17 protein-coding genes are annotated in these 21,046 nt (G+C 66.5%); 5 read left to right on the forward strand and 12 right to left on the reverse strand.

The window, feature by feature from the left end; all coding sequences use genetic code 11:
- Nucleotides 1-3 precede the first annotated feature (3 nt).
- From CX676_RS02355 to cysE, 3 genes are all read left to right on the forward strand, one after another.
- Complete coding sequence (locus CX676_RS02355; RefSeq protein ID WP_101751182.1) at nucleotides 4-3,882, forward strand: baseplate multidomain protein megatron; 3,879 nt, start codon at nucleotides 4-6, stop codon at nucleotides 3,880-3,882.
- Nucleotides 3,869-4,582, forward strand: a complete 714-nt coding sequence (locus CX676_RS02360; RefSeq protein ID WP_101751183.1) for a DUF2793 domain-containing protein — start codon at nucleotides 3,869-3,871, stop codon at nucleotides 4,580-4,582. The genes CX676_RS02355 and CX676_RS02360 overlap by 14 nt, the downstream gene beginning before the upstream one ends.
- An 84-nt stretch (nucleotides 4,583-4,666) precedes the next feature.
- Entirely contained in the window at nucleotides 4,667-5,488 is an 822-nt protein-coding gene (gene cysE, locus CX676_RS02365; protein ID WP_408634493.1) for a serine O-acetyltransferase, read from the forward strand.
- A 6-nt stretch (nucleotides 5,489-5,494) separates the two neighbouring features.
- Here the strand turns inward: cysE and CX676_RS02370 are convergent, their stop codons facing one another.
- A complete protein-coding gene (locus CX676_RS02370) occupies nucleotides 5,495-6,559 on the reverse strand; it encodes a quinone-dependent dihydroorotate dehydrogenase (protein WP_101751184.1) in 1,065 nt (354 codons plus the stop codon).
- On the reverse strand, nucleotides 6,556-6,891 hold the full coding sequence (locus CX676_RS02375; RefSeq protein WP_101754092.1) for a DUF952 domain-containing protein: 336 nt from the start codon (nucleotides 6,889-6,891) through the stop codon (nucleotides 6,556-6,558). Before CX676_RS02375 ends, CX676_RS02370 begins: the two co-directional genes overlap by 4 nt.
- Before the next feature lie 137 nt (nucleotides 6,892-7,028).
- Here CX676_RS02375 and CX676_RS02380 point away from each other — a divergent pair, with 137 nt between their 5' ends.
- Entirely contained in the window at nucleotides 7,029-8,630 is a 1,602-nt protein-coding gene (locus CX676_RS02380; RefSeq protein ID WP_101751185.1) for a bifunctional metallophosphatase/5'-nucleotidase, read from the forward strand.
- A 67-nt stretch (nucleotides 8,631-8,697) separates the two neighbouring features.
- Here the strand turns inward: CX676_RS02380 and CX676_RS02385 are convergent, their stop codons facing one another.
- The 3 genes from CX676_RS02385 to CX676_RS02395 all read right to left on the reverse strand — a co-directional run bounded on the left by CX676_RS02385 (nucleotide 8,698) and on the right by CX676_RS02395 (nucleotide 11,561).
- Entirely contained in the window at nucleotides 8,698-9,171 is a 474-nt protein-coding gene (locus tag CX676_RS02385) for a GNAT family N-acetyltransferase (RefSeq protein WP_101751186.1), read from the reverse strand.
- A gap of 24 nt (nucleotides 9,172-9,195) precedes the next feature.
- Nucleotides 9,196-10,422: a Hint domain-containing protein gene (locus CX676_RS22885; protein WP_232816563.1), complete on the reverse strand. Its 1,227-nt coding sequence runs from the start codon at nucleotides 10,420-10,422 to the stop codon at nucleotides 9,196-9,198.
- 152 nt (nucleotides 10,423-10,574) lie between these two features.
- On the reverse strand, nucleotides 10,575-11,561 hold the full coding sequence (locus CX676_RS02395) for a GlxA family transcriptional regulator (protein WP_101751187.1): 987 nt from the start codon (nucleotides 11,559-11,561) through the stop codon (nucleotides 10,575-10,577).
- Nucleotides 11,562-11,688: 127 nt separating this feature from the next.
- Here CX676_RS02395 and CX676_RS02400 point away from each other — a divergent pair, with 127 nt between their 5' ends.
- Entirely contained in the window at nucleotides 11,689-13,107 is a 1,419-nt protein-coding gene (locus CX676_RS02400; protein WP_101751188.1) for a class II 3-deoxy-7-phosphoheptulonate synthase, read from the forward strand.
- A gap of 222 nt (nucleotides 13,108-13,329) precedes the next feature.
- Here the strand turns inward: CX676_RS02400 and lpdA are convergent, their stop codons facing one another.
- The 7 genes from lpdA to CX676_RS02435 all read right to left on the reverse strand — a co-directional run bounded on the left by lpdA (nucleotide 13,330) and on the right by CX676_RS02435 (nucleotide 21,014).
- Nucleotides 13,330-14,718, reverse strand: a complete 1,389-nt coding sequence (lpdA, locus tag CX676_RS02405) for a dihydrolipoyl dehydrogenase (protein ID WP_101751189.1) — start codon at nucleotides 14,716-14,718, stop codon at nucleotides 13,330-13,332.
- A gap of 78 nt (nucleotides 14,719-14,796) precedes the next feature.
- A complete protein-coding gene (locus CX676_RS02410) occupies nucleotides 14,797-15,186 on the reverse strand; it encodes an MAPEG family protein (RefSeq protein WP_101751190.1) in 390 nt (129 codons plus the stop codon).
- A gap of 1 nt (nucleotide 15,187) precedes the next feature.
- Entirely contained in the window at nucleotides 15,188-15,442 is a 255-nt protein-coding gene (locus tag CX676_RS02415; RefSeq protein ID WP_101751191.1) for a hypothetical protein, read from the reverse strand.
- A 3-nt stretch (nucleotides 15,443-15,445) separates the two neighbouring features.
- Nucleotides 15,446-15,859, reverse strand: a complete 414-nt coding sequence (locus CX676_RS02420; protein ID WP_101751192.1) for an EVE domain-containing protein — start codon at nucleotides 15,857-15,859, stop codon at nucleotides 15,446-15,448.
- Complete coding sequence (locus CX676_RS02425; protein ID WP_101751193.1) at nucleotides 15,856-16,341, reverse strand: hypothetical protein; 486 nt, start codon at nucleotides 16,339-16,341, stop codon at nucleotides 15,856-15,858. Before CX676_RS02425 ends, CX676_RS02420 begins: the two co-directional genes overlap by 4 nt.
- A gap of 55 nt (nucleotides 16,342-16,396) precedes the next feature.
- Nucleotides 16,397-18,025, reverse strand: a complete 1,629-nt coding sequence (odhB, locus tag CX676_RS02430) for a 2-oxoglutarate dehydrogenase complex dihydrolipoyllysine-residue succinyltransferase (protein WP_101751194.1) — start codon at nucleotides 18,023-18,025, stop codon at nucleotides 16,397-16,399.
- A 4-nt stretch (nucleotides 18,026-18,029) separates the two neighbouring features.
- Complete coding sequence (locus tag CX676_RS02435) at nucleotides 18,030-21,014, reverse strand: 2-oxoglutarate dehydrogenase E1 component (protein ID WP_101751195.1); 2,985 nt, start codon at nucleotides 21,012-21,014, stop codon at nucleotides 18,030-18,032.
- Between the last annotated feature and the right edge of the window lie 32 nt (nucleotides 21,015-21,046).

A 21,046-nucleotide genomic window follows, 5' to 3' on the forward strand; every position in this document is an offset into this window, starting at 1 on the left:
GGCATGGCCACGTTAGTGCTTGCAGCCGTGGGTGCCTCGATCGGGGGCGGTTTTGGCGGCGCGTTCCTGGGCCTGTCGGGGGCGGTGATCGGGCGGGCGGTCGGGGCGACCCTGGGCCGCGCCATCGATCAGCGCCTGCTGGGCGGCGGCTCGAAGGCGGTCGAGACCGGGCGGATCGACCGTTTGCGCCTGCAGACGGCGGGCGAGGGCACCGCGATCCCGCAGGTCTGGGGGCAGATGCGCCTGCCGGGCCATGTCATCTGGGCCTCGGCCCTCGAAGAAATCCGGCACGAGCAGGGCGGCGGCAAGGGCGCGCCGAAGCCGCGCGTGACCGAGATCAGCTATCGCCTGTCGATCGCGCTGGCGCTGTGCGAGGGGCCGATCCTTGGCGTTGGCCGGGTCTGGGCCGATGGCGAGGAGATCGCCGCAAGCGAGCTGAACATGCGGGTCTATCGCGGTGGCGAGGAGCAACTGCCCGACAGTGCCGTTGCGGCGGAGGATGGCGAGGAGGCACCGGCCTATCGCGGGCTGGCCTATGTCGTGTTGGAGGACCTGGGACTGGAGCGCTGGGGCAACCGGATGCCGCAGCTGAGCTTCGAGGTGACGGCGGCGGCGCGGGACGGATCGGGTCTGGCCGGCGATGTTCGCGCGGTGGCGATGATCCCGGCGACCGGGGAATATGCGCTGGCGACGACCGAGGTGTCGCGGCGCCTTGATCGCTTTGACGAGCAGCTGGTCAATGTGAACACCCCGGCGGGCGGCACGGATTTCGCCGTCAGCCTGCGGACGCTGAGGCGCGAGCTGCCGAAGGTAGGTTCGGTCTCGCTGGTGGTGTCCTGGTTCGGGGACGATCTGCGGATCGGCCAGTGCAAACTGCAGCCGAAGGTCGAGCACCGGGGCGCCGACGGGGTCGAGATGCCTTGGCGGGCTGGCGGCATTGCACGCGCCGAGGCGCAGGAGGTTGCGCGGGTCGAGGGGCGGCCGATCTATGGCGGCACACCTTGCGACCGTTCCGTCATCGAGGCGTTGCAGGCCATCTCGGCAACGGGCCGCAAGGCGATGTTCTATCCCTTCATCCTGATGGACCAGTTGGCAGGGAACGGCCTGCCCGACCCTCATGGGGCCGGGGAGCAACCGGTGATGCCCTGGCGCGGGCGGATCACGACCCGCATCGCGGCAGGGCGTGCGGGGTCGAGCCATGGCACGGCGGCGGCGAAGGTCGAGGTGGATGCGTTTTTCGGAACGGCGGAAGCCTCGGACTTCACCATCGCGGATGGCGGGGTCGGCTATGCCGGGCCGGACGAATGGTCCTATCGCCGCTTCATCCTGCACTATGCCCATCTCTGTGCGCTGGCGGGCGGGGTCGATGCCTTCCTGATCGGGTCCGAGATGATCGGCATGACCCAGATCCGGGGCGAGGGGCGCAGCTATCCGGCCGTCGCACAGCTGAAGCGGCTGGCCGGTGACGTGCGGGCCATCCTCGGGCCCGGGGTCAAGATCAGCTATGCTGCCGACTGGTCGGAATATTTCGGCCATCATCCGGGCGAGGGCGAGGTGATGTTCCATCTCGACCCGCTCTGGTCCGATCCGAACATCGATTTCATTGGCATCGACAATTACATGCCGCTGTCGGACTGGCGCGACGGGGAAGAACATCTGGATGCGCGCTGGCGGCGGATCGACAACCCGGCCTACTTGCGCGCGAATGTCTGTGGCGGCGAGGGGTATGACTGGCATTACGCCAGCGAGCAGGACCGCCGCGACCAGAACCGCAGCCCGATCCGCGACGGCGCGCATGGCGAGGACTGGATCTGGCGCTACAAGGATCTGAAGGGCTGGTGGGAGAACCCGCATTTCAACCGCCCCGGCGGAGTTCGGCAGGAGCAGGCGACCGGCTGGGTGCCGGGCTCGAAACCGATCTGGTTCACCGAGATCGGCTGCGCGGCACTGGACAAGGGCACGAACCAGCCGAACAAGTTCCTCGACGCGATGAGTTCGGAAAGCCGGCTGCCCTATTTCTCGAACGGGCGGCGCGATGACGCGGTCCAGACCGCCTATCTGCGGGCGATCATGGACCATTGGTCGAATCCTACCAACAACCCGGCGATGCCGGGCGGGCGCATGGTGGATACCGCCCGCGCGCATGTCTGGTGCTGGGATGCGCGGCCTTACCCGGCCTTCCCGCAGCGCGGCGAGTTGTGGAGCGATGGCCCGGCCTGGGAACGGGGCCATTGGCTGAACGGGCGCGCGGGAGCGGTGCCGCTGGCCTCGGTCGTGGGGGATATCTGCCGTGAGGCCGGGATCGCCGCGTTTGATACCAGCGGGCTGTCGGGAACCGTGCGCGGCTATGTCCTTGGCGGCGATGAAACCGGGCGGGCGGCGCTGCAGCCGCTGATGCTGGCTTACGGTTTCGACGCGGTCGAGCGCGAGGGCGTGCTGCGTTTCGTCATGCGTGACGGGCAGGCGGTGGCGGAACTTGGGCCGGAACATCTGGCGCTGGCCGGGGAGATCGGCGGATTCGAGGCGGTGCGCGCGGCCGAGCCGGAACTGGCCGGGCGCATCCGCCTGACCCATGTCGAGGCCGGGTCGGATTACACGCCCTGCACCGCCGAGGCGATGTTGCCGGGCGACGATCCGGTGGCCGTGGCCGACAGCGAGTTTCCGCTGTCGCTGACCCGGGTTGAGGGGCGTGCCATCGCTGAGCGCTGGCTGGCGGAATCGCGGGTGGCCCGCGATGCCGCGCGCTTTGCCCTGCCGCCCTCGCTGTCGCATCTGGGGGTTGGCGATGTGGTGCGGGTCCGGGGCAGGGATGGTCGCGCGCATCGCTGGCGGATCGACCGGGTGGAACGGACGGGCGCGGCAACCGTGGATGCGGTCCGGGTCGAGCCGGGGATCTATCTGCCCGCGCTCACGACCAATGCCGGCGCTTCGGTCAAGGCCTATCGCCCGCCGATGCTGGTCTGGCCGGTGCTGATGGACCTGCCGCTGTTGCGCGGCGACGAGGTGCCTCATGCGCCGAGCCTCGCAGTGGCGGCCAAGAGCTGGCCCGGCCCGGTCGCGGCCTTCCTGTCGGTCGAGGAAGAGGGAGGGTTCACGCTGAACCGAACGCTGAACCAGCCGGCGACGATGGGTGTCACCGAAACGCCGCTGGCGGCGGCGAGGCCGGGCGTGATCGACCGCGGCGCGCCGCTGCGTCTGCGGTTGCTGGATGGGCAGCTTGCCTCGGTCGGGCAGCGGGCGCTGCTCAACGGGGCGAACGTGCTGGCGATCGGCGATGGCCGCCCGGATCACTGGGAGGTGCTGCAATTCGCCCGCGCCGTTCCCGTCGCCAAGGGCATCTGGGAGATCAGCGAGCGGCTGCGCGGGCAGGCGGGAACCGAGGCGCTTATGCCAGAGACCTGGCCCGCCGGTTGCACGGTGGTTCTGCTGGACAGCGCGGTGACGCAGCTTGGTCTTCCACCCGCCGCACGCGGGCAGGAGCGGTTCTGGCGGATCGGTCCGGCGGCGCGGCCGATGGATGACCGGGCCTATCGCGCGGGTGCACTGACCATCAGCGGCATCGGCCTGCGGCCCTATGCGCCCTGTCATCTGCGTCAGGAGGGGCGGCGTATCAGCTGGATCCGCCGGACCCGCATCGACGGCGATGGCTGGGACGGGCCGGACGTGCCGCTGGGGGAAAGCCGCGAGCAATATCTGCTGCGGCTGCGGCGGGGCGGGGTGGTGATCCACTCCGCCCGCGTCGAGCGGCCTGAATACGAGGTGCCGTCGGCGATCTGGCAGCAGGCCAGCGCCGCAGGTGCCTTCATCATCGAAGTGGCGCAACTCTCCGACCAGTTCGGGGCCGGGCCGTTTGTCAGGAGAGAGATCGATGGCGGAGAATGATACCGCGAGACTGGGCCTGCCGCTGCTGATGCCGGCACAGGCGCAGAAGCATGTAACGGTGAACGAGGCGCTGATGCGGCTCGACGGGCTGGTGGGTCTGGTGCTGCAAAGCACCAGCGTCACCACGCCGCCCGATGTGGTCACGGACGGGCTCTGCTGGGCGGTGCCCGATGGGGCTGGCGGGGACTGGCAGGGGCAGGGCGGACAGATCGCCATCGGAGCGAATGGCGGCTGGGTGTTCCGGCAACCGGCGCTGGGGCTGCGCGCCTTTGTCGCGGATCGGGGGCTGCAGGCGATCCATGACGGCCGGGACTGGGTCACGGGCGCGATCACGCTGGGGTTGACCGGCGCGGGGCTGCTGGCCGGGCTGGCCGAGGGCGAGGTGACGATCACCCCGGGCGCCAGCGTCACCAGCGATGTCCAGATCCCGGCGCATAGTCTGGTCATCGGCGCCACGGCGCGGGTCAGCGCGGCGCTGACCGGCAACCTGAGTGGCTGGCAACTGGGCACGCCGGGGGCCGAGAACCGTTTCGGCCAGGGTCTGGGCAAGGAAACCGGCAGCTGGGCGCGCGGGATGCTGGGCCAGCCGATGACCTATTGGCAGGCCGAGAACCTGATCCTGACCGCTGAAAACGGCCAGTTCGCCGGTGGCAAGGTGAAGATCGCCGTGCATTGGCTGGCATTGCGCCTGCCGGACTGAGAACCTGCCCGCCCGTTCTTTAACCCTTGACACGAATGGTATAGATAGAGGGTCTGAAACAGAATGGGCGGGCCTGCCATGAACATGCAGAACAATGCCAAGACCACGGCGGCGCGTGGACGCGAGGCCATCTGGGCGCAGGTCTGCGACGAGGCGCGCGATGCCGTGCAGGGCGAACCGCTGCTGGGCGCGATGATCCATGCCGGGCTTTTGCATCACCCGAGCCTCGAGGCCTCGCTGGCCTATCGCTTCTCGATGAAGCTGGCCTCGGCAGAGATGAGCGAGCAGATCCTGCGCGAGATCGCCGATGCCGCCTATGCCGACGATGCCTCGCTTGGCGATGCGGCGCGCTGCGATCTGCTGGCGGTCTATGACCGCGATCCGGCGACCCACCGGCTGATCCAGCCGATCCTGTTCTTCAAGGGCTTCCAGGCGCTGCAGGCGTACCGGATCGCCCATTGGTTGTGGCGCAAGGGCCGACTGGACATGGCCTATTTCGTGCAGATGCGCTGCTCGGAATGCTTTGGCGTGGACATCCATCCGGGTGCGCGGATCGGCACCGGGGTGATGATCGACCATGCCCATTCCATCGTGATCGGCGAGACGGCGGTGGTCGGCAATGATGTCTCGATGCTGCATTCGGTGACGCTTGGCGGCACCGGCAAGGAGGATGGCGACCGCCATCCGAAGATCGGCGAGGGCGTGCTGATCGGGGCCGGGGCCAAGGTGCTGGGCAATATCACCGTGGGTGACCATTCGCGCATCGCTGCCGGTTCGGTCGTGCTGCAGAGCGTGCCGCGCTGCAAGACCGTGGCCGGGGTGCCGGCGCGGGTCATCGGCGATGCCGGCTGCACCGATCCCTCGCGCACGATGAACCAGCTTCTGGGGATCGACGATTACTTCTGAAGCCCGCTACTGCCGAAGCCAGTCGCTGACGCCGCTGCCGGTCAATTCGGCCAGCGTCAGCCGCTGTGCCGCCAGCCGTTCATCCAGCTCCCGCGCGATCCGCGCCGCCAGCGAAAAGCCCTGGTAGATCAGGGCGGAATAGAGCTGGACGGCGCTCGCGCCCGCGCGCAGCTTTTCCCAGGCCTGATCCGTTGTCGAGATGCCTCCGACCCCGATCAGCGGAATTTTCCCACCCGTTTCCTGCGACAGGCGCGCGAGCACGCGCGTCGAGCGTTCGAACAGCGGCGCGCCCGAGAGTCCGCCGGTTTCGCCCTTTTGCGGATCGCCCAAGCCCTCGCGCGACAGCGTGGTATTGGTCGCGATGATTGCGTCCACCCCGGCCTCGCGCGCCACGGCGGCAATATCCGCCAGCGCAGCCTCGTCCAGATCCGGCGCGATCTTGATGAAGACCGGCGGCTTGGCAGTCAGCCCGTCCCGCGCCTCCATCACCCCCTGCAGCAGCGCCGCCAAGGCCGCCGGACCCTGAAGGTCGCGCAGTTTCTCGGTATTGGGCGAGCTGACATTCACCGTCAGGAAATCCGCCGCATGGCCGGCGAGGCGGACGACGCGGGCGAAATCCTCGGCCTTGTCGGTGCTGTCCTTGTTGGCGCCGATGTTCAGCCCGACCGGGATGCCCTTGGGACGCGCCGCCAGCCGCGCGGCGATGACCTCGGCCCCTTCATTGTTGAAGCCGAAGCGGTTGATGATGGCGCGATCGCCGCTGAGCCGGAAGAGGCGCGGTTTCGGATTGCCGGGCTGCGGCCGGGGCGTGGCCGCGCCCAGCTCGATGAAGCCGAAGCCCGCCCGCATCAGCGGCGCGACGGCGCGCGCGTTCTTGTCATAGCCGGCGGCTAGACCGACCGGGTTCGGCAGATCGAGCCCCGCCAGTCTGAGCCGCAGCCGGTCCGAGGTGACGGGCGCGCCGGGAAGGGGCACCAGCCCTGCGGCCAGCGCCCGGATCGACAGGTCATGCGCCTGTTCGGGGTCCAGCCGGTGCAGCGCGGCGACGCCCAGTTTCTCCAGCATGTTCATGTCAGGTCCGGCAGCTTGTGGCCGTCAGGGCCATACTCAATCGGCCGCGACCAGAGCACATCCCCGATCCGCAACGCGCGGTAAAGATGCGGGAAGTCCTGCCCGCCGCGCGACGCCTCCCACCGCAGATCATTTGCCAGCGCATCCGTCTCGCAGGCCAGCAGGGTCAGCCCCTCTTCACCGGCGAAATGCTTGGCCAGTGTGCCCGCGACCTGATCGGCCGTCGAGAAATGCACATAGCCATCGGCGCGGTCGACGGGGGCGCCCGGAGTGGCACCCTCTGACTGCAGCTCGGCCCATTCGGCGGGGCGGAATATCTTGTAGATCAGCATGGCGGCATATGCGGCGGGCTGCGCGTTCGGGTCAAGGGCCAAGGCACGCGGCCACCCGCAGACCAATGCGTTTGACCGGGGCGGATCGCTGCGCCAGTCTGTCCCCATCAGACCAACAGGGACCGAAAGGAATCATAATGAAAAACCGGCTTCTTCTGGCTGCCTCGGCGGCGGCGCTGGCTGCGGGAACGGCTCAGGCCGAAACCGTGCTGCACATCCTGCACACCAATGACTTCCACAGCCGCGTCGAATCGATCAACGCCTTCGACAGCACCTGCGACGCCGAGACCGAGGGCAAGGGTGAATGCTTCGGCGGCACCGCGCGCTTTGTCACCAAGATCGCCGAGCTTCGCAAGCAGTTCGAGGAAGCGGGCGAGCCGGTGATCCTCCTGGATGCGGGCGACCAGTTCCAGGGAAGCCTGTTCTATACCACCTACAAGGGCAAGGACACGGCCGAGTTCATGAACAAGCTCGGCTATGACGCGATGGCCGTGGGCAACCACGAGTTCGACGATGGCCCCGAAGTACTGGCGGCCTTCATGGATGCGGTGGAATTTCCGGTCATCTCGGCCAATATCGACGCCTCGCAGGACGAGCACCTGAAGGGCAAGCTGACCGGTAATGCGATCCTTGAAGTCGGTGGCGAGAAGATCGGCATCATCGGCGGCACCACGCTGGACACGCCCGAGATCGCCGCGCCGGGCGACCACGTGATCTTCATGGACGATGTGGAAAGCATCAAGGGCGACGTGCAGGAACTGACCGAGGCGGGGGTGACGAAGATCATCGCCCTGACCCACGAGGGCTACAAGCGCGATCAGGAACTTGCCGCCGCAGTGCCCGGCCTTGACGCCATTGTCGGCGGCCATTCGCACAGCCCGCTTGGCACGATGGAAAACGCCGTCGGCCCCTATCCGACCATGGTGATGGGCGGCGAGGGCGTCGAGGTTCCGGTCGTACAGGCCTATGCCTATTCGAAATATCTTGGCCACCTGAAGTTGACCTTCGACGATGCCGGCAAGGTCATCAAGGTCGAGGGCGAGCCGATCCTGATGGACAATTCGGTCACCCCTGACGAGGCGACGCTGGCCCGGATCAAGGAGCTGGGCGCGCCGATCGAGGAGCTGAAGAACAAGCTGGTGGCCGAGACCGCCGCGCCGATCGACGGCGATCGCGCCAATTGCCGCGCCAAGGAATGCGAGATGGGCAATGTCGTCTCGGAAGCCATGTTGGCACGGGTGAAGGACCAGGGCGTCAGCATCGCCATCTCGAATGGTGGGGGGCTGCGCGCCTCGATCGATGCCGGGCCGGTGTCGATGGGCGAGGTGCTGACGGTGCTGCCCTTCCAGAACACGCTGGCGACCTTCCAGCTGACCGGCGCCGACGTGGTGGCCGCGCTGGAAAACGGCGCTAGCCAGATCGAGGAAGGCGCGGGCCGCTTTGCGCAGGTGGCCGGGCTGAAATACACCATCGACAGCAAGGCGGCGGCGGGCAGTCGGGTCAGCGACGTGCAGGTGATGCAGGAAGGTGCCTGGGCGCCGATCGATCCGGCGGCGGTCTATGGCGTGGTCTCGAACAACTATGTCCGCGGCGGCGGCGACGGGTTCGAGGTCTTCGCCACCAAGGCCCAGAACCCCTATGACTTCGGTCCCGACCTGGCCGATGTGCTGGCCGAATACCTCGCCGCGCAAGGCCCCGGCTTCAAGCCGGTGCTGGATGGCCGGATCACGGTGAACTGAGCGCGGTTTGCCAAAGTGAAGGCCCCGGCATTGGCCGGGGCCTTTTCATTTGCGTGGAGGGTCCCCGCTAGAGATCCAGCCCGCGATAGACCACACCGGGCAGGGGGTTGTGGTAATAGGGCGCGATTTCCCGAAAGCCGAGGCTGTCGTAAAGCCTGAGCGCCGAGCCGAGGCGGTCGAGCGAATCCAGCACCATGCGGCGATAGCCGGCGGCGCGGGCCGTGGCGATGATCGCCAGCGCGAGGGCGCGGCCCTGGCCCGATCCGCGCGCCGCATCGTCGAGATACATCCGCTTCATCTCGCACTCGCCGTCTGCGCGCTTGCGCAGGGCAACGCAGCCCTGCGCCTCGCCGGCTGCATTGCGCAGCAGCAGCACCGCGCCGTCGGGCGGCGCATAGGCGCCGGGCAGGGCGTCCAGTTCGGCCTCGAAATCCTGGAAATCCAGATCCACCGCCAACCAATGGGCATAGGCGCGGAAGAGGCGCCGCACGGTCTCGGCATCTTCGGGAAAGCGGGCGGGTTCGATGGTATATGCGCTCATGCGCGGCACGCTATGCCGCCCGGATCAGGCCGGCAAGAGGGGCAGTGCGGTCTCGCTGACCGGCTCGACCAGCGGCTTGCGGTTCCGGCCGTGACGCTCGGCCAGCTTGCGCCCCTCGCGCCCGCACAGGAGCTGGCGCGCGGGCCGGGGCATGGCATCCTGCGCCGCCAGTTCCGGGAACAGCGCCATCACCTCGCGCCGGGCCGAGGGGTCCAGCCCCTTCATCGCCTGCGGGCCAAGGAACAGGCTTTCGGTCCATGCCCCGTCCGAGCGGACCACCTCATGCCCGGCGAAAAGCAGGTGGTGATAGCCGACGCCTTCGGGTGGTGTCAGCACCTCGATCCCGGGCAGGCCGACCAGATGCTTGACGGCGACCAGCACCTCGGGCGTGTCGAACATGCGCAGCGCGATGGACGAGCGGACCAGCACCCGGTGCTGTGGCGACAGGACCAGGTCGCGGGCCGGGCATCCGGGTGCTAGCGCGCCGGCGGCAACGCGGACCGGGCGCAGGTTCGGCTGCAGGTCCATCCGGGCGGCATCGACCCGGCAGCTGCCGGCCCAGAGCAGCGGCTGCGGCCCGTGATCGCGCGTCTCGACCCGGTCGCCGGCCTGCAGCGTTTCGACCGGGCGCGGCCCCGAGGCGGTGTCGATCAGGGTGCCGGTGGCGAAGCAATCGACGTAGTAGTCGATGGCATAGTGGTCCTTGCTGTAGAAGGCGTTGCGGCCGAAGTAAAAGCTCTTGCTGGGATCGAACGGAACCGGATCCAGCACCGCACCCGATTTCAATGTATGGGAAACCGGGATCACCATCATCGAATACTTGCTGCCGACGATGGTGCCGACATTGCCCTCGGTGGCGGCCGGAATGCGCGGAAAGGCGATCTCATAGGCAGCGATGATCTGGCCCTGATCGACCCGGTAGATGTAGGCGGAGAAGTCGTAGCCGATCCGCTGCCCGGCCAGCAGGCTCTGGCTGCTGTCGCCATGGCCCAGGGTGATGGGCGTGCTCACCACCTGATCAAGATCGGGGGGAACACCGGCGGATTTTGCGCCGACATACCCGTCCAGCCGCGCGTCACCATCGCTGACTTGCATGGTCTTGATGTCGGCACCGGCAAAGTTCAGCAATTGACCGGTGTTCGAGCTCTCCGAATAGGGTGTAAGGTTTCCATAGGGTGTTTGTGCCGCATTCCCTAACTTCCCCACGGGAATGGGTGTTGTCATCGTGATGACGGTGATCGTGTAGTCCATCGGCCGAGCTCTCCCTCCCGCGCCATGCCGGGGCATGGCCTTGCGGGCGCGGCCGTCTCAGCGGCCTTGCGCCTCGCCTTCAGGATTAGGCAGGAATGCTTAAGAGCCGGTTAATGCAGGATTAAGTTGTGAGAATTCTTCGACGGGGACGATCACGCGCCCCCGGTACCGCGCTCGCGATAAGGGGTGCTGCCGTAACGGGCGCGGTAGCATTTCGAGAAATGCGACGGGCTGGAAAAGCCCGAGGCCAGCGCCACCTCGATCATCGACATCTGCGTCTGCATCAAGAGGTTGCGGGCGCGGGCGAGGCGGGTTTCCATGTAATAGCGCTTGGGGCTGCGGTTCAGGTAACGGCGAAACAGCCGCTCGAGCTGGCGCGTGGACATGCCGGCATCGGCGGCCAGCTTCGCCGGGCTGATCGGCTCTTCCAGATTGGCCTCCATCCGGGCGATCACTTCCGACAGGCGCGGATGGCGCACGCCGATGCGGGTGGGGATCGACAGGCGCTGGTCATCCTGATCGGAACGGATGGCCGTGTGCAGCATCTGGTCGGCGATCTGCGTCACCAGCGCCTCGCCATGATCCTCGGAAATCAGGTGCAGGATCAGGTCGATCGACGAGGTGCCGCCGGCGGCGGTGATGCGGTTGCCGTCATTGACGAAGACCGAGCGGTAGAGGTCCACATCGGGAAAGGCCTCTGCAAAGCCGTCATGGTTCTCCCAATGGATCGTCGCGCGGCGGTCATCCAGCAGACCCGCCTCGGCCAGCACCCAGGCGCCGGTGCAGACCGCGCCGATGATCGCCCCGCCGCGCTCCTGCCGCCTGAGCCAGTTCAGGACCGGCTTGGTCGCCTCTTTCCGCACGTCGATCCCGCCGCAGACGATCACCACCTGGTCGCCGCGCGGGGTCGCGCGTTCGCCAAAGCTCGACAGATCCTCCAGCCCCGCATCCAGCACCATGCCGGTGCCGTTCGAGCAATGCGCCACATCGCCCTGCGGCCCGACGAGCCGCCATTCGTAAAGGGTCTTCCCCGCCGCGCGGTTGGCCAGCCGCAGGGCCTCGATCACCCCCGAGAAGGGCAACATGGTAAAGCGTTCGAGCAGCAGGAAGGTGAAGCGCCGGGGTTTTGAGGTCGTCATTGGGGCATTTCGGGTCGTTATCGAACACCAGCTAAGTCAGGAACCGGTCCGCCCGCAAGAGGCAAGGCTTTTACTCGGCGATCAGGGGCCATATATACAGCCCAGCATTTGAACAGGAGATCGTGCTATGACGACGCAGGACAACCGCACCGCCGCTGCCCCCGCCGCCCAAGGCTGGACGAAGGCCGGCTGGCGCGCCTATCCGCGCGTCCAGATGCCCGATTATACCGATCCGGCCGCGCTGCAGGCGGTCGAGGCGCAGCTGGGCAAGTTCCCGCCGCTGGTCTTTGCGGGCGAGGTTCGCCGTCTGAAGGCGCAGCTGGCCGATGTCTCGCGCGGCAAGGGCTTCCTGTTGCAGGGCGGCGATTGCGCCGAGAGCTTTGCCGAATTCAGCGCCGACAATATCCGCGACACCTTCAAGGTGATGCTGCAGATGGCCGTGGTGCTGACCTGGGGCGCGCAGATGCCCGTCATCAAGGTCGGCCGCATGGCCGGTCAATTCGCCAAGCCGCGCTCGGCCCCGACCGAGGTTCTGGGCGGGGTGGAACTGCCCAGCTACCGTGGCGACATCATCAACGGCTTCGACTTCACCCCCGAGGCCCGCATTCCCGATCCGCAGCGGATGCTGGCGGCCTATACCCAGGCGGCTGCCTCGCTGAACCTGCTGCGCGCCTTCTCGACCGGCGGTTATGCCGACATGCACCGGGTGCAAAGCTGGATCGCCGATTTCGTCGGTGGCCCGGAAGCGGCGAAATACCGCGAGGTCGCCGACCGCATCGGCGATGCCATGGCCTTCATGGCGGCGGCCGGCGTCACTGCCGAGACCGCGCATGACCTGGGCCAGGTCGATTTCTACACCAGCCACGAGTCGCTGCTTCTGGAATACGAAGAGGCGCTGGCGCGCACCGATTCCACCACCGGCCTGCCGGTCGCGGGCTCGGGCCACATGATCTGGATCGGCGACCGCACGCGGCAGCCGGACGGCGCGCATGTGGAATTTGCCCGTGGCGTGCAGAACCCGATCGGCCTCAAGACCGGCCCGACGACTACTGCCGAGGATCTGAAGGTGCTGATGGCCAAGCTGAACCCGGAAAACGAGGCCGGCCGCCTGACCCTGATCGCGCGCTTCGGTGCGGGTAAGGTCGGCGATCACCTGCCGCGGCTGGTCAAGGCGGTGCAGGAAGAGGGGGCGAACGTCGTCTGGTCCTGTGACCCGATGCACGGCAACACCATCAAGTCGGCGACCGGCTACAAGACCCGGCCCTTCGACTCGGTGCTACGCGAGGTGCGCGAGTTCTTCGCCATCCACAAGGCCGAGGGCACCGTCCCCGGCGGCGTGCATTTCGAGATGACCGGCCAGGACGTGACCGAATGCACCGGCGGCGTCCGTGCGGTTACCGACGAGGATCTGTCGGACCGCTACCACACCGCCTGCGACCCGCGCCTGAACGCCAGCCAGTCGCTGGAACTGGCCTTCCTCGTGGCGGAAGAGCTGCGGGACCGTCGCCAGAACGGCGGAGCGTCGCAGCAGGCCAAGGCCGGCTGAGCCGCCCGTCACAGGTTGAACACCTCACTCAGCTGGCCGCCTCGCGGCCAGCTGTTTTCGTTTGGGCAGGATGGAACCGCGTGTCTGGCCGATCTGCGGGATGCAGCTTGTGCTGACCCTCTGCCGCGCGCAGGGCCAAGGTCGCCGAGGCGACGGTGCAACGCGTTGAACTGGCGATGCTTGATCGGGCCGGCGCAGATGCACCGGCCCGGGTCTTATGTCTCAGACGTGGATCGCGCCGCCGCCGAGGGCCAGCGCGGCCTCACGCACGGCTTCCGAAGTGGTCGGATGGGCGTGGCAGGTCAGGGCGATATCCTCGGCCGAGGCGCCGAATTCCATCGCCACGCAGATCTCGTGAATCATCTCGCCCGCGTTCGGGCCGATGATATGCGCGCCCAAGACCCGGTCGGTCTCGGCATCGGCGATGATCTTCACGAAGCCGTCGCCCATGAACATGGCCTTGGCGCGGGCATTGCCCATGAAGGGGAACTTGCCGACCTTGATCTTGCGTCCGGTGGCCTTCGCCGCCTCTTCGGTCAGGCCGACATTGGCGACCTCGGGGCTGGTATAGATGACGCCGGGGATCACGTCATAGTTCACATGCCCCGCCTTGCCGGCGATGACCTCGGCCACCGCCATGCCCTCATCCTCGGCCTTGTGCGCCAGCATCGGGCCGGGCACCGCGTCGCCGATGGCATAGATGCCCGGCACATTGGTCTGCCAGTGCTTGTCCACCTGCACCACGCCGCGATCGCTGACCGCGACCCCGGCATTGGCCAGCCCCAGCCCCTCGGTGAAGGCGCGGCGACCGGTGGCGACCAGCACCACGTCGGCCTCGACGGTCTGCGCGTCGCCGCCGGCTTTCGGCGCATAGGTGACGACGGCCTTGCCCTTCTTGACCTCGGCGCCCTGGACGGCCGCGCCAAGGATGAACTTGAAGCCCTGCTTCGTCAGCGTCTTCTGGAACTGCTTCTGGATCTCGGCATCCATGCCCGGGGTGATGGCGTCGAGATATTCGATCACCGTGACCTCGGCGCCAAGGCGGGCATAGACCGAACCCAGCTCCAGCCCGATGACGCCGGCACCGATGACGATCATCGATTTCGGGATCTTCGGCAGGGTCAGCGCGCCGGTGGAATCGACGATGACGCCGCCCGCATTGTCGACCTCGACCCCCTTCAGCGGCGAGGGCTCCGAGCCCGAGGCGATGACGATGTTCTTGGTCTCATGGACGGTATCGCCGACCTTGACCTTGCCCGGGGCTTCGATGGTGGCCCAGCCCTTCAGCCAGTCGATCTTGTTCTTCTTGAACAGGAACTCGATGCCCTTGGTGTTGGTGGTGACGGTGTCGGCCTTGTAGCCCTGCATCTTGGTCCAGTCGACCTTAACCTTGGCGCCGGTCAGGCCCATCTTGTCGAAATTCTCATGCGTCTCGTGCAGCATGTGGCTGGCATGAAGCAGCGCCTTCGAGGGGATGCAACCCACATTCAGGCAGGTGCCGCCGAGCGTGTCGCGGCCCTCGACGCAGGCGACCTTCAGGCCCAGCTGCGCGGCGCGGATGGCGCAGACATAGCCGCCCGGGCCGGCGCCGATTACGATCAGGTCATACATTGGTGGTCCCTTCTTTCAGTGTCGGAGCCGGGGGCTTTGCGCCCCCGGACCCCCGCAGGATATTGAGGCCAGGGTGAGCTAGATCAGGCTGGCGAAGATCATCAGGACCGTGACCAGAAAGCCCGCGCCCCAGATAGCCGAGCGCCAGGGCACCCAGCCAAAGACATAGGCCGGCACGTAAAGCACGCGCGCGGCGAGATAGATCCAGGCGCAGGTGGCGGTGAAGCCCGATCCCTGCTGGCCGAAGCTGACCACCACCACGGCGATGGTGAAGAGGATCAGCCCCTCGAAATGGTTCGACACAACGCGCTGCAATCGGCCGGCGGTGCCGGTCAGGGTGGGCGCATTGTCGCGGGTGCCGGTCGTGACCTTCGGCCCGACCTGTCGGTTGGCGGCGACCGAGAAGGCAGCCAGTTGCAGGCCCTGAAGCAGACCCGCAAGCGCCAGCACCGTCAGCTCGGGCGTCATCTCAGGCGGTCTCGACCATGTGGAAATCGGCCGAGGTCACCCCGGCCTGGCTATTGAACACGCCGGCGGCGCCCTGCAGGTAATCCCGCGCAGCCTTGGCGTTGTTCACCTGGTACAGCGCCCAGGCATTGCCATTATCCTCGCGCCACAATTGCAGCAGCGACAGCCCGGCATTGTCGCGGTCTTCCGCGTCATTGTCGAAGGCGGTCTTGAAGGTGCTGTACTCGGTCACCTTGTAATGCGCGATCATCTGCATGGATCAGTCTCCTGTCATGGCGGCGCGGATGGTCCGGAAATCCGCGTCAGAGATTTCGAACAAACTCCGGCGGGCCAGCATTCCCCAATTGCCTTTGGTGAATTCCAGCCGGTCGGTGAGGTTGACGATAGGGGTTTCGCGGGCGGTCATCCAGTCGATATCGATGCGGTTTCCGGTCCACCCGCCGGGCATCTCGGCGCCGTAGGGTGGGGCCGCGCCGACCGTGCCGGTGGCGGTAAAGGCCTTAAGCGGCTCGCCCTCCGGCCAGGCGGTCTTGGGCGAATAATAGGTCAGGCTGTCGCCGGGGTTCAGGCGCTTCAGCGGGGCGAGCTTGCCGTGGTTCATCATCGCAAAGCCACCCGCCACGCCGATCAGGACATGTTCGCGGGAAACAACGCTGATCCAGTGGCGGGTCATGCGGGTGCGCCCCTGCTGGCGCGGTGGCGGTGAAGGGCGGCCGCAGCGAACAGAGCTGGGATCAGCAATAGCAATTCGGCCGGCAGATCGGCCAGGTGCTGCGTCAGTGCCGCATGGAAGCTGGCAAGCCAATCCGCCACGGAGGCGATCGCCAGCGCAAGTTGCGATGGCGGCAGGTCCGAAGCGGGCCGGGTCGGCATGATGTAGATGAAGGATGCAAAGAGCAGCGCGACCCAAACGATCCAGACATAGCGGAGGACGCGGACGATGCGGTCACACCATCGGCAGCGTGGGGTCGGCCCGATCTCGCCAAGCATCGCGCAGAAGGTACCGAGAGCGATGACGGTGACGAGGAACCAGAAGGTCTGACCGGCGCCGGGTTGCAGCCGTTCTACGCCGAAGAGGCCAAGCAGCGGCACCAGACCCACCGCCATGATCAGCGACATGAGCAGCGATGTGATGAAGGCGAGGCGCGGGGTCATGGTCTGGCTCGTCCGAGAGAGAAAGGGCGGCGATGTCGCCGCCCTTGTCCGATGCTTACAGGTCCATCAGCAGCCGGCGCGGATCTTCCAGCGCTTCTTTCACGCGGACGAGGAAGGTCACGGCGCCTTTGCCGTCGACGATCCGGTGGTCATAGCTCAGCGCCAGGTACATCATCGGGCGGATGACGACCTGCCCGCCAATAGCCATCGGGCGGTCCTGGATCTTGTGCATGCCGAGGATGCCCGATTGCGGCGGGTTCAGGATCGGCGAGGACATCAGCGAGCCATAGACGCCGCCATTCGAGATGGTGAAGGTGCCGCCCTGCATCTCGGCCATGGTCAGCTTGCCGTCGCGGCCCTTGATGCCCAGCTCGCCGATTTCCTTCTCGATCTCGGCAAAGCTTTTCTGGTCGGCATCGCGGACCACCGGAACCACCAGACCCGAGGGCGTGCCGACGGCGATGCCCATGTTTACGTAGTTCTTGTAGACCACGCTGTCGCCGTCGATCTCGGCATTGACCTCGGGCACTTCGGACAGCGCATGGGTGCAGGCCTTCACGAAGAAGGACATGAAGCCGAGCTTGACCTTGTGCTTCTTCTCGAAGGCGTCCTTGTACTCGTTGCGCAGCGCCATGATGGCCGACATGTCGGCCTCGTTATAGGTCGTCAGCATCGCCGCGGTGTTCTGGGCGTCCTTCAACCGGCGGGCGATGGTCTGGCGCAGGCGGGTCATCTTGACCCGCTCCTCGCGGTCAGCCTGATCGGTCGAGCGCGGGGCAGCCGGGGCCTTGGCCGGTGAGGAAGCAGCAGGTGCCGGGGCGGCAGCCGCACGGGCCACGTCTTCCTTCATCACCCGGCCATCGCGGCCGGTGCCGGTGACGGCATCGCGGCTGACGCCGGCTTCGGCCATGGCCTTCTTGGCCGAGGGCGCATCCTCGACATCCGTGCGGCCGGCGCCTTCGCGGGGCTTGGTCTCTTCCGGACCGGCACCGGGCGAGCCGACATCGGATGCGGTGTCGCTGTCCTTGTCACCTTCGGCTTCCGGCTCCTTGCCGGCGGCGGGCGCTGCGCCACCGGCGCTGGCGCCTTCGCTGATGATCGCCAGACGGGCCTTGGCATCGACGGTCGCGCCTTCCTCGGCCAGGATCTCGGCCAGCACGCCGGCGGCGGGGCTGGGAACCTCGACCGAGACCTTGTCGGTCTCAAGCTCGCACAGCATCTCGTCCACGGCCACGGCATCGCCGACCTTCTTGAACCAGGTGGCGACGGTCGCCTCGGTCACGCTTTCGCCAAGCGAGGGCACCATCACGTCAACATTTTTACCGCTCATGTTCGTCTGCCCCTCCTTGGGCTTGTCTGCGGGCTTTTCGGGGGCCTTCGCCGAGGCCGGTTCGGGGGCCTTCTCGGGGGCGGCGGGTTTCGCCGGGGCGGGGCTGGATGCAGCGCCCGCCTCGGTGATCTGCGCCAGAAGCGCGTTCGGTTCGACCGTCGCGCCTTCCTCGGCGATGATCTCGGCCAGGATGCCGGCGGCGGGGCTTGGCACCTCGACCGTCACCTTGTCGGTTTCCAGCTCGCACAGCATCTCGTCGACCTCGACCCGGTCGCCGGGTTTCTTGAACCAGGTGGCGACCGTGGCCTCGGTGACGGATTCTCCCAGTGTCGGAACGCGGACTTCGGTTGTCATCAGCTCATCCTTCGTTGGCCACGATGTCGTTGATCGACAGCGCGTCGTTCACCAGCGCCTCCTGCTCGGCCTTGTGGCGCGAGGCGAGGCCGGTGGCGACGGACGCCGCGGCATTGCGACCGACATAGCGCGGGCGGCCATGCTTGGCGCCGATCCGGTCCAGCACCCATTCGAGGTTCGGCTCGACGAAGCTCCAGGCACCCTGGTTCTTCGGCTCTTCCTGGCACCAGACGATCTCGGCCTGCTTGAAGCGCGACAGTTCCTTCTGCATCGCCTGCGCCGGGAACGGGTAGAACTGTTCCAGCCGCAGCAGGTAGATGTCGGTGATACCGGCCTCGTCGCGGGCTTTCAGCAGGTCGTAATAGACCTTGCCCGAGCAGACCACGACGCGCTTGATCTCGTCATCCGGGACCAGCGTGGTGGTGGAATTGCCGCGCTCGGCATCGTCCCACAGCACCCGGTGGAAGGTCGATCCGGTCTGGAAATCCTCGGCCTTGCTGACGGCCATCGGGTGGCGCAGCAGCGATTTCGGCGTCATCAGCACCAAGGGCTTGCGGAAGCCGCGATGGATCTGCCGGCGCAGGATGTGGAAATAGTTCGCCGGCGTGGTGCAGTTGGCGACGATCCAGTTATCCTCGGCGCACATCTGCAGGAAGCGTTCCAGACGGGCGCTGGAATGTTCCGGCCCCTGGCCCTCGAAGCCATGCGGCAGCAGCATCACCAGGCCCGACATGCGCAGCCATTTCTTCTCGCCCGACGAGATGAACTGGTCGAACATGATCTGCGCGCCATTGGCGAAGTCGCCGAACTGCGCTTCCCACAGCGTCAGCGCATTCGGTTCGGCCAGCGAATAGCCGTATTCGAAGCCCAGTACCGCGTATTCCGAGAGCATCGAGTCGATGACCTCGTAATGCGCCTGATCCTTCTCGATGTGGTTCAGCGGGTAGTAACGGTCTTCGTCGCTCTGGTTGATGAAGGCCGAATGGCGGTGGCTGAAGGTGCCGCGCGTGCTGTCCTGCCCGGCCAAGCGGACCGGGTGGCCCTCGACCAAGAGGCTGCCGAAGGCCAGCGCCTCGCCGGTTGCCCAGTCAAAGCCGGTCCCGGTTTCGAACATCTGCTTCTTGGCCTCGATCTGCCGGGCCACGGTCTTGTGCAGGTCAAAGCCCTCGGGCGCGGTGGTCAGCGCATGGCCGACCTCGGTCATCACCTGCGGGGAGATGCCGGTCTCGCCCGAGGAATATTCGGCGCCCTCGCGCTCGAAGCCCGACCACTTGCCGTCCAGCCAGTCGGCCTTGTTCGGCTTGTAGTTCTTGCCGATGTCGAACTCTTCGTTCAGGTGCGACTGGAAGGCGGCCTTCATGTCCTCGATCTCGCCCTCGGGGATGAGACCGTCCTTGACCAGCCGTTCGGTGTAAAGCTGCAGGGTCGTCTTGTGGCCCTTGATCTGCTTGTACATCATCGGGTTGGTGAACATCGGCTCGTCGCCTTCGTTGTGACCGAAGCGGCGATAGCAGAAGATGTCCAGAACCACGTCCTTGTGGAAGCGCTGGCGGAACTCGGTCGCGACGCGGGCGGCATGGACCACGGCCTCGGGGTCATCGCCATTGACGTGGAAGATCGGCGCCTCGACCATCAGCGCGATATCGGTCGGATAGGGCGAGGTGCGGCTGAAATGCGGCGCCGTGGTGAAGCCGATCTGGTTGTTCACGATGATATGGATGGTGCCGCCGGTGCGGTGGCCGCGAATGCCCGACAGCTGCAGACATTCCGCCACGATGCCCTGTCCGGCAAAGGCCGCGTCGCCATGCAGCAGGATCGGCAGAACGGCGGTCCGCGCATTGCGATCGTTATACTGGTCCTGCTTGGCGCGGACCTTGCCCAGCACCACCGGGTTCACCGCCTCGAGGTGCGAGGGGTTCGCGGTCAGCGACAGGTGGACATTGTTGCCGTCGAACTCGCGGTCGGAACTGGCGCCGAGGTGATATTTCACGTCGCCCGAACCGTCCACGTCCTCGGGCTTGTAGCTGCCGCCCTGGAACTCGTGGAAGATGGCGCGATAGGGCTTTTCCATCACGTTGGCGAGCACCGACAAGCGGCCCCGGTGGGGCATGCCGATGACGATCTCTTTCACGCCCAGCTGGCCGCCGCGCTTGATGATCTGTTCCATCGCCGGGATCAGCGCCTCGCCGCCATCAAGGCCGAAGCGCTTGGTGCCCATGTATTTCACATGCAGGAACTTCTCGAAGCCCTCGGCCTCGACCAGGCTGTTCAGGATGGCGCGGCGGCCCTCCTGGGTGAACTGGATCTCCTTGCCGTAGCCCTCGATCCGCTCTTTCAGCCACGCGGCTTCCTCGGGGTCCGAGATATGCATGTATTGCAGTGCGAAGGTGCCGCAATAGGTGCGCCACATCAGCTCGCTGATCTGGCGGATCGAGGCCACTTCCAGCCCCAGAACGTTGTCGATGAAGATCGGCCGGTCCAGGTCGTTCGGACCGAAACCATAGGTCTCGGGCTTCAGCTCGCCATGATCGGGATAGGTGCGCATCCCCAGCGGGTCGAGATAGGCGTGCAGGTGACCCCGGATCCGGTAGGCGCGGATCAGCATCAGCGCGCGGATGCTGTCCAGCGTGGCCTGACGCATCTGCGCATCGCTGAGCGTGACGCCCTTTTCCTCGGCCTTGGCGGCGATCTTCTTCATCGCCGCGTCGGCTTCGGCCTTCGTGGATTGCGGCCATTCCCCGGTCAGCGCCGAAGTGCGTTCATCCGAGGGCGCGGGCGGCCAGTCGGCGCGCTTCCAGCTGGCGCCCGAGGCCTCGCGGGTCACGTCGGTCCCGGCATCGCCGAGACCGCGGAAGAACTCGCCCCAGGCCGCATCCACGGCCTGCGGGTTCCTCGCCCATTGACCGTAAAGCTGCTCGATATAGGCGGCGTTATGCCCCTGCAGGAAGGAAGAGTCGTGGAAATCGGCGTTCTTGGGTTGGTCGGTCATGTTCAGCGCGTCCCTGACGCAATGGATGGAAG

Source organism: Paracoccus zhejiangensis (assembly GCF_002847445.1).
GTDB classification, from domain to species: Bacteria; Pseudomonadota; Alphaproteobacteria; order Rhodobacterales; family Rhodobacteraceae; genus Paracoccus; species Paracoccus zhejiangensis.